At 72.5% G+C, this 6,373-nt stretch carries 8 protein-coding genes and 3 tRNA genes; 10 read left to right on the top strand and 1 reads right to left on the bottom strand.

The features are described from left to right. Positions 1-1,286 precede the first annotated feature (1,286 nt). The 6 genes from ACFQH9_RS24905 to ACFQH9_RS24880 all read left to right on the top strand — a co-directional run bounded on the left by ACFQH9_RS24905 (position 1,287) and on the right by ACFQH9_RS24880 (position 2,867). Positions 1,287-1,362: transfer RNA gene (locus tag ACFQH9_RS24905), tRNA-Thr, on the top strand. Between the two features lie 27 nt (positions 1,363-1,389). Further along, positions 1,390-1,462 (top strand) — tRNA-Met (locus tag ACFQH9_RS24900). A 48-nt stretch (positions 1,463-1,510) separates the two neighbouring features. Beyond that, positions 1,511-1,678, top strand: a complete 168-nt coding sequence (rpmG, locus tag ACFQH9_RS24895; RefSeq protein WP_232869006.1) for a 50S ribosomal protein L33 — start codon at positions 1,511-1,513, stop codon at positions 1,676-1,678. 5 nt (positions 1,679-1,683) lie between these two features. Further along, on the top strand, positions 1,684-2,121 hold the full coding sequence (locus tag ACFQH9_RS24890; RefSeq protein ID WP_379569528.1) for an FAS1-like dehydratase domain-containing protein: 438 nt from the start codon (positions 1,684-1,686) through the stop codon (positions 2,119-2,121). Then, a complete protein-coding gene (locus ACFQH9_RS24885; protein ID WP_379569526.1) occupies positions 2,118-2,558 on the top strand; it encodes a MaoC/PaaZ C-terminal domain-containing protein in 441 nt (146 codons plus the stop codon). Before ACFQH9_RS24890 ends, ACFQH9_RS24885 begins: the two co-directional genes overlap by 4 nt. A gap of 99 nt (positions 2,559-2,657) precedes the next feature. After that, the gene (locus tag ACFQH9_RS24880; protein WP_379569524.1) at positions 2,658-2,867 is read left to right on the top strand and encodes a hypothetical protein; all 210 of its coding nucleotides are present in this window, start codon (positions 2,658-2,660) and stop codon (positions 2,865-2,867) included. 66 nt (positions 2,868-2,933) lie between these two features. On the opposite strand, the gene ACFQH9_RS24875 is transcribed toward ACFQH9_RS24880, so the two are convergent. Then, on the bottom strand, positions 2,934-4,166 hold the full coding sequence (locus ACFQH9_RS24875; RefSeq protein ID WP_379569522.1) for a pyridoxal phosphate-dependent aminotransferase: 1,233 nt from the start codon (positions 4,164-4,166) through the stop codon (positions 2,934-2,936). 199 nt (positions 4,167-4,365) lie between these two features. Between ACFQH9_RS24875 and ACFQH9_RS24870 the strand changes: the two genes are divergently transcribed. The 4 genes from ACFQH9_RS24870 (at position 4,366) to rplK (ending at position 6,346) form a co-directional block, all read left to right on the top strand. Beyond that, positions 4,366-4,441: transfer RNA gene (locus ACFQH9_RS24870), tRNA-Trp, on the top strand. 60 nt (positions 4,442-4,501) lie between these two features. After that, positions 4,502-4,855: a preprotein translocase subunit SecE gene (gene secE / locus ACFQH9_RS24865; protein ID WP_379569520.1), complete on the top strand. Its 354-nt coding sequence runs from the start codon at positions 4,502-4,504 to the stop codon at positions 4,853-4,855. Between the two features lie 55 nt (positions 4,856-4,910). Beyond that, complete coding sequence (gene nusG / locus ACFQH9_RS24860; protein ID WP_379569518.1) at positions 4,911-5,849, top strand: transcription termination/antitermination protein NusG; 939 nt, start codon at positions 4,911-4,913, stop codon at positions 5,847-5,849. A gap of 65 nt (positions 5,850-5,914) precedes the next feature. After that, the gene (rplK, locus tag ACFQH9_RS24855; RefSeq protein WP_345383506.1) at positions 5,915-6,346 is read left to right on the top strand and encodes a 50S ribosomal protein L11; all 432 of its coding nucleotides are present in this window, start codon (positions 5,915-5,917) and stop codon (positions 6,344-6,346) included. Positions 6,347-6,373 lie beyond the last annotated feature (27 nt).

Below are 6,373 nucleotides of genomic sequence, written 5' to 3'. Positions count from 1 at the left end.
GGCGGGGATGACGCGGGCGGGGATGACGCGGGCGGGTGCGGCGCAGCGCGTCCGGATCTCGCGGCACACCCGGACGTGCGCGACGCGAGCCGTCGACCGGGTGTGCCGCCGACCTGTCGGATGTGCCGCTTTGCCCGCACGGGTGTGTGACGGCTCAAGGGGTGTCCCGGGTCGCGGGTGCGCGAGGCGTCGCTCCGGGCGCGGCGGCCGCATTCCTCTCGCCCTGCGACCGGTGGGGGCGTCGCACACCCGCTCCTGCCGCCCCTCACACCCGCAGGACCCGCCGCACATCCCGTCGACGGCCTGTGCGGCGCCCTGACGGGTGTGCGAGCTCGAGAGGGCCGCGGGTCGAACGCCGGCTGTCCTCGCCGGGCCGGCCGCTTCGGAATGCGCTGCACGCCCTCCTCGCGGCGTCGGGCGTCGCACACCCGCTCCTGTCGCCCCTCACACCCGCAGAACCCGCCGCACACCCCGTCGACGCTCTGTGCGGCGCTCCGATGGGTGTGCGGACCAGAGAGCCGCGGATCGAACGCCGAAGTCGTCGCGGGCCGGCCCCTGCGGGGATGCGCTGCGCGCCGTCCTCGCGGGGTGCGCGTCGCACACCCGCTCCTGCCGCCCCTCACACCCGCAGGACCCGCCGCACACCCCGTCGACGGCCTGTGCGGCGCTCCGATGGGTGTGCGGACTCGAGAAAGTCGCGGATCGAACGCCGGCTTCCTCGCCGGGCGGCGGGTCGCCTCGGGGCGCCCCTTGCCGTCCTCGCCGGGGCAGTCGCCGTTGCGCGCGACGGCGGTGAGGTGGCGCGGGCGTGCCTGCCCGAGCCCGCCGCACACCCGGCGGCGCGTGACCCCGCCCGTCGACCGGTTGTGCCGCCGACTCTCCGGATGTTCCGCCACGCCGGGCCGGATGTGCGCGTCGGCGGCTGTGGGAGCGCTGATGGATGTGAGACGCGTCGGCGGCTATGCGGCGCGCCGGCGGCTGTCGGACGCGCCGGCGACTGTGAGACGCGCCGGGCCGGATGTGCGGCGTTTCGGCGGATGTCCGGCGCCTCGGCGGATGTGCGACGCGTCGACGGCCTGTGGAGCCTCACCGGATGTGCGGGGCGGAGGGGGCGCGACCGCACCGCCGGCCCCACCGGGCCGGTCACGACCCCGCCGCTCCTCTCCACGAACCCACCGGCGGCGGAGCTGCGGAAACGGGGAGGGAGCCCCCCGGGTTGGCGGCCCGCGGAGGGGGTTGTGTAGAGTTCTGCAGGTCCGACGGGGAAGTCTCCGGAGGGCCGTGCCGCCCCTTTAGCTCAGTCGGCAGAGCGTCTCCATGGTAAGGAGAAGGTCTACGGTTCGATTCCGTAAAGGGGCTCCAGCGAGGTAGGTGTGACCGGCTTCGCGAGGCGGTGTAGCTCAGTCGGTAGAGCAAGCGGCTCATAATCGCTGTGTCGCCGGTTCAAGTCCGGCCACCGCTACACACACGATCCGAGCTCGAAGCAGGAAAGCAGCAGGAGGCACCCGCGATGGCGAAGGCCACCGACGTCCGGCCGAAGATCACGCTGGCGTGCGAGCAGTGCAAGCACCGGAACTACATCACCAAGAAGAACCGGCGCAACGATCCCGACCGGCTCGAGATCAAGAAGTTCTGCCCGAACTGCGGCACGCACCGCGCCCACCGCGAGACCCGCTGAGCGCAGTGCCCGACGAGTCCTTCGTCGGCCGTTCGCTCCCGGCCGCCGGTCCCTTCCAGGTCGGCCGGGAGAAGATCCGCGAGTTCGCCGCGGCGATCGGGGACACCTCCCCGCTCAGTCGCGACGTCGATGCCGCGCGCGCGGCCGGTCATCCCGACCTGGTCGCGCCGCCGACGTTCTCGACGACCTTCACGATGCCCCTGATCGAGGCGTTCCTCCGGGACCCCGGCTTCGGCTGGGACTACACGCGGATGGTCCACGGCGACCAGCGCATCACCTTCCACCGCGCGATCCACGGCGGCGACGAGCTGTTCACCACGATCCACGTCGACGAGCTGCGTACCCGTGCGGGCAGCCACATGCTCACCCTGCGCTGCGAGGTCGCCGACGCCGCGGGTGAGGCCGTCGCCACCACCAGCTCGCTGCTGGTGACCCAGGCATGAGCACCCCGCAGGGCGCCGCAGGCGCGCAGAAGGGCGACGAGCTGCCGCCGCTGCGCGTGCACCTCACCCGGGCGGACCTGGTCCGCTACGCCGGTGCCTCCGGCGACTTCAACCCGATCCACTGGAGCGACCGGGTCGCGGGTGTCGCCGGGCTGCCCGGCGTGATCGCGCACGGGATGCTGACGATGGCCGTGGCGGGCCGGGTCGTCACCGACTGGGTCGGCGATCCCGCCCTGGTGCGCAGCTACGGCACCCGGTTCACGCGCCCCGTGGTCGTCCCGGACGACGACACCGGAGCCCTCGTCGAGATCACCGGGACCGTCGCGGACGTCACCGAGACGGACGGCGTGCGCGTCGCGCGCATCGACGTCAAGGCCGTGTTCGAGGGCAGGTCCGTGCTGGGCCGCGCCACCGCCGAGGTCGTCCTCCCGGACTGAGTCGCGGGCCGTCTCCGGTTGCCGTGATCGTCGCCGGGGTCGATGCTGCCTTGCGTCCCGGGTCCGCGAGGGCCCGCACCGCACGGAGGGAGCACCAACGTGAAGTTCGGGAAGCTGGTGGACAAGGCCTGGGAGGAGAAGACGGCCGCGGAGGTCCTCAAGGCCCCGCCGTCGGCTCTCGAGGGCCTCACCGAGAAGCACGACGAGGCGCTGGCCGCCCTCGGCATCAAGTCGGTCGGGGACCTGGCGAAGTGGAAGTACTTCCAGCGCGCGTCCGCGCTCGCCGCCCTGGCCGAGCTCGACAAGTAGGTCCCCCACGCACGCGAGGGGCGGGCACCGCGACCGGTGCCCGCCCCTCGTGCGTGTCGGTGGTCGCTACTGGGCCTCGCGCAGCAGCGCGCCCATCCGCTCGACACCGGTCCTCAGGTCGTCGTCGCCCAGGGCGTAGGACAGCCGGAAGAAGCCCGGGGTGCCGAAGGCCTCGCCCGGCACCACGGCGACCTCGGCGTGCTCCAGCACCGCGGCGGCGAGGTCCAGGCTGGTCTCGATCTTCTGCCCGCGGATCTGCTTGCCGAGCAGCTCGCCCACGGCCGGGTAGGCGTAGAAGGCGCCCCGTGGGGTCGGGCACTGCACGCCCGGGATGGCCGAGAGCAGCTCGACGATGGTGCGGCGGCGCCGGTCGAACGCGCTGCGCATCTCCTCGACCGCGTCGAGCGGGCCGGTCAGCGCCTCGATCGCGGCGCGCTGGGACACGTTCGCGACGTTCGACGACAGGTGGCTCTGCAGGTTCGTGGCGGCCTTGACGACGTCCGCGGGGCCGGCCATCCAGCCGACCCGCCAGCCGGTCATCGCGTACGTCTTGGCCACGCCGTTGAGCACCACGCAGGTGTCGGCCAGCTCCGGCACGGCGACCGGCATCGAGACGGCCTCGGCGCCGTCGTAGACCAGGTGCTCGTAGATCTCGTCCGTGACGACCCAGATGCCGTGCTCCACGGCCCAGCGGCCGACGGCCTCGGTGAGCTCGCGGGGCGCGACGGCACCGGTCGGGTTCGACGGCGAGCACCACAGCAGCACCTTGGTGGCCGGGGTGCGCGCGGCCTCGAGCTGCTCCACCGAGGGCAGGTAGTCCGCCTCCGGCCCGGTGACGACGACCGTGGTCACGCCGCCGGCCAGGGCGATGGCCTCGGGGTAGGTGGTCCAGTACGGGGCCGGGAGGATGACCTCGTCGCCCGGGTCGAGGAGGGTGGCGAAGGTCTGGTAGACGGCCTGCTTGCCGCCGTTGGTCACCAGGACCTGGTTCGCGGCGATCTCGTACCCGGAGTCCCGCTTCGTCTTCTCCACGATCGCGGCCTTGAGCTCGGGCAGCCCGCCCGCGGGAGAGTAGCGGTGGTTGCGCGGGTCCGCGGCCGCCTCCTGCGCGGCGGCCACGATGGCCGGCGGGGTGGGGAAGTCCGGCTCGCCGGCGCCGAAGCCGATCACCGGGCGGCCCTCGGCCTTGAGCGCCTTGGCCTTCGCGTCGACGGCGAGGGTCGCCGACTCGGCGATCCCCCCGATCCGGGCGGAGATCCGGGGCTTCTGCGCTGAAGAGGCTGCACTGGGTGCGGACATGGGCCTCATCCTCGCGCACCGCGCGTACGCTCGCGCGAGTGGGTTTCGACCCCGCAGGCCCCGTCCGAGCTCCCCGGGGGACCGCGGGTGAAGGGGCCCGGACCGGGTGCCGTACACTCGGTTCGCCGGGCGCACCGGATCTTCCGGTGTGCCTGCTCCGAACCCGTCGGGTCCCCGACGTGACGGGCCGGGGCAGCGTAGGGGTGTAGCTCAACTGGCAGAGCAGCGGTCTCCAAAACCGCAGGTTGCAGGTTCAAGTCCTGTCACCCCTGCCACCTGGACGACATCGGGAACGAGACGAGGGGGCGGGCGTCTGCCCGCCGGTGAGGACGAACGTGAGCGACGAGCGGGAGACCGGGCGGGAGCGCCCGACGTCCGCGGCGGACCGCCGCGGGCGGCGCGCGTCGTCCTCGTCGTCGTCGGGCACCGGCGCGGTCACCACGCCGGGCAAGGGCCGCCCGACGCCCTCGCGCAGCGGCGGGGCGCCGCGCAAGGCGTCGCCCGTCGCCAGGCTGGTCCGCTTCCTCCGCGAGGTCGTGGCGGAGCTGCGCAAGGTCATCTGGCCCACGCGCAAGCAGCTGGTGACCTACACGATCGTCGTGCTCGTCTTCGTCGCCTTCATGGTCGCGCTGGTGTCGCTGCTGGACTGGGTGTTCGGGCTGGGCGTGCAGGCCCTGTTCGGCGCCTAACCTTGTACCCGGGACCCCGATCGAGCACGACGCTGACGAAGGAAGCGAGAAGCACGTGACCTCCCCAGACGGCCGGCCGGCCGAGGACGAGACGACGGTGCGGGACACCGACGTCGAGGTGGCTTACGGCGCCGAGGCCTCCGACAGCTCGGACAGCGGCATCGACCCCGCCGACGACACCGACACCGCCGCCGAGGCGGTCGAGGCCGAGGAGGCGGAGGACGCCGCGGTGGACTTCGGCTCGGAGGCGGCTGCGGCCGTGCCGACCGGGGACGCGCAGGCCGACCCGGGCGACCTCGAGGCCGGCGCCGACGGCGACGGCGCGGAGAGCGCCGCGGACGCCGGTGCCGCCGAGGAGGCCGACGAGGAGGTCGACCCGGTCGAGGAGATGAAGGAGGCGCTGCGCCGCGCCCCCGGCGACTGGTACGTCGTCCACTCCTACGCGGGCTACGAGAACAAGGTGAAGCAGAACCTCGAGACCCGGGTGCAGACCCTGGACGTCGAGGACTACATCTACCAGGTCGAGGTGCCCACCGAAGAGGTCACCGAGATCAAGAACGGCCAGCGCAAGCAGGTGCAGCGCAAGGTGCTGCCCGGCTACATCCTGGTCCGGATGGAGCTCAACGACCAGTCGTGGGGCGCCGTCCGCAACACCCCGGGCGTCACCGGCTTCGTCGGGGCCACCTCGCGGCCGTCGCCGCTGGCCCTGGACGAGGTGCTGAAGTTCCTGCTGCCCAAGCAGGAGGCGCCGAAGGAGAAGGCCGCGGCCACCGCGGGTGCGGGCGGCGCGACCGCCGGCACCGGCGGCACGGCCCAGGTCGAGGTCGACTTCGAGGTCGGCGAGTCGGTCACTGTCATGGACGGCCCGTTCGCCACGCTCCCGGCCACGATCAACGAGGTCAACGTCGACGCGCAGAAGCTGAAGGTGCTCGTGAGCATCTTCGGTCGCGAGACGCCCGTCGAGCTGGCCTTCAGTCAGGTCTCCAAGATCTGACGCGCACGGTTCTCCGCCGCGGCGGGCAGGTCCGCGGCGGGTACGTCGATCACTGAGGAATCTCAATGCCACCCAAGAAGCGGAAGCTCTCCGCGATCATCAAGCTCCAGATCAAGGCCGGCGCGGCCACGCCGGCCCCGCCCGTCGGCCCCGCGCTGGGTCAGCACGGCGTGAACATCATGGAGTTCTGCAAGGCCTACAACGCCGCCACGGAGGCCCAGCGCGGCGACGTGGTGCCGGTCGAGATCTCGGTGTACGAGGACCGCTCGTTCACCTTCGAGCTCAAGACCCCGCCCGCCGCGAAGCTGCTGCTCAAGGCGGCCGGCGTGGAGAAGGGCTCCGGCGAGCCGCACAAGACCAAGGTCGCCTCGGTGACCATGGACCAGGTGCGGGAGATCGCGCAGACCAAGATGCGCGACCTCAACGCCAACGACCTGGACCAGGCCGCCAAGATCATCGCCGGGACCGCCCGGTCGATGGGCATCACCGTCAACTGACGGTCCACATCGAGAGCGTGGGAGAGC

This window comes from Pseudonocardia lutea (assembly GCF_042658055.1).
Classification (GTDB): Bacteria; Actinomycetota; Actinomycetes; order Mycobacteriales; family Pseudonocardiaceae; genus Pseudonocardia; species Pseudonocardia lutea.
This window is presented reverse-complemented; position numbering and strand designations above follow the sequence as displayed.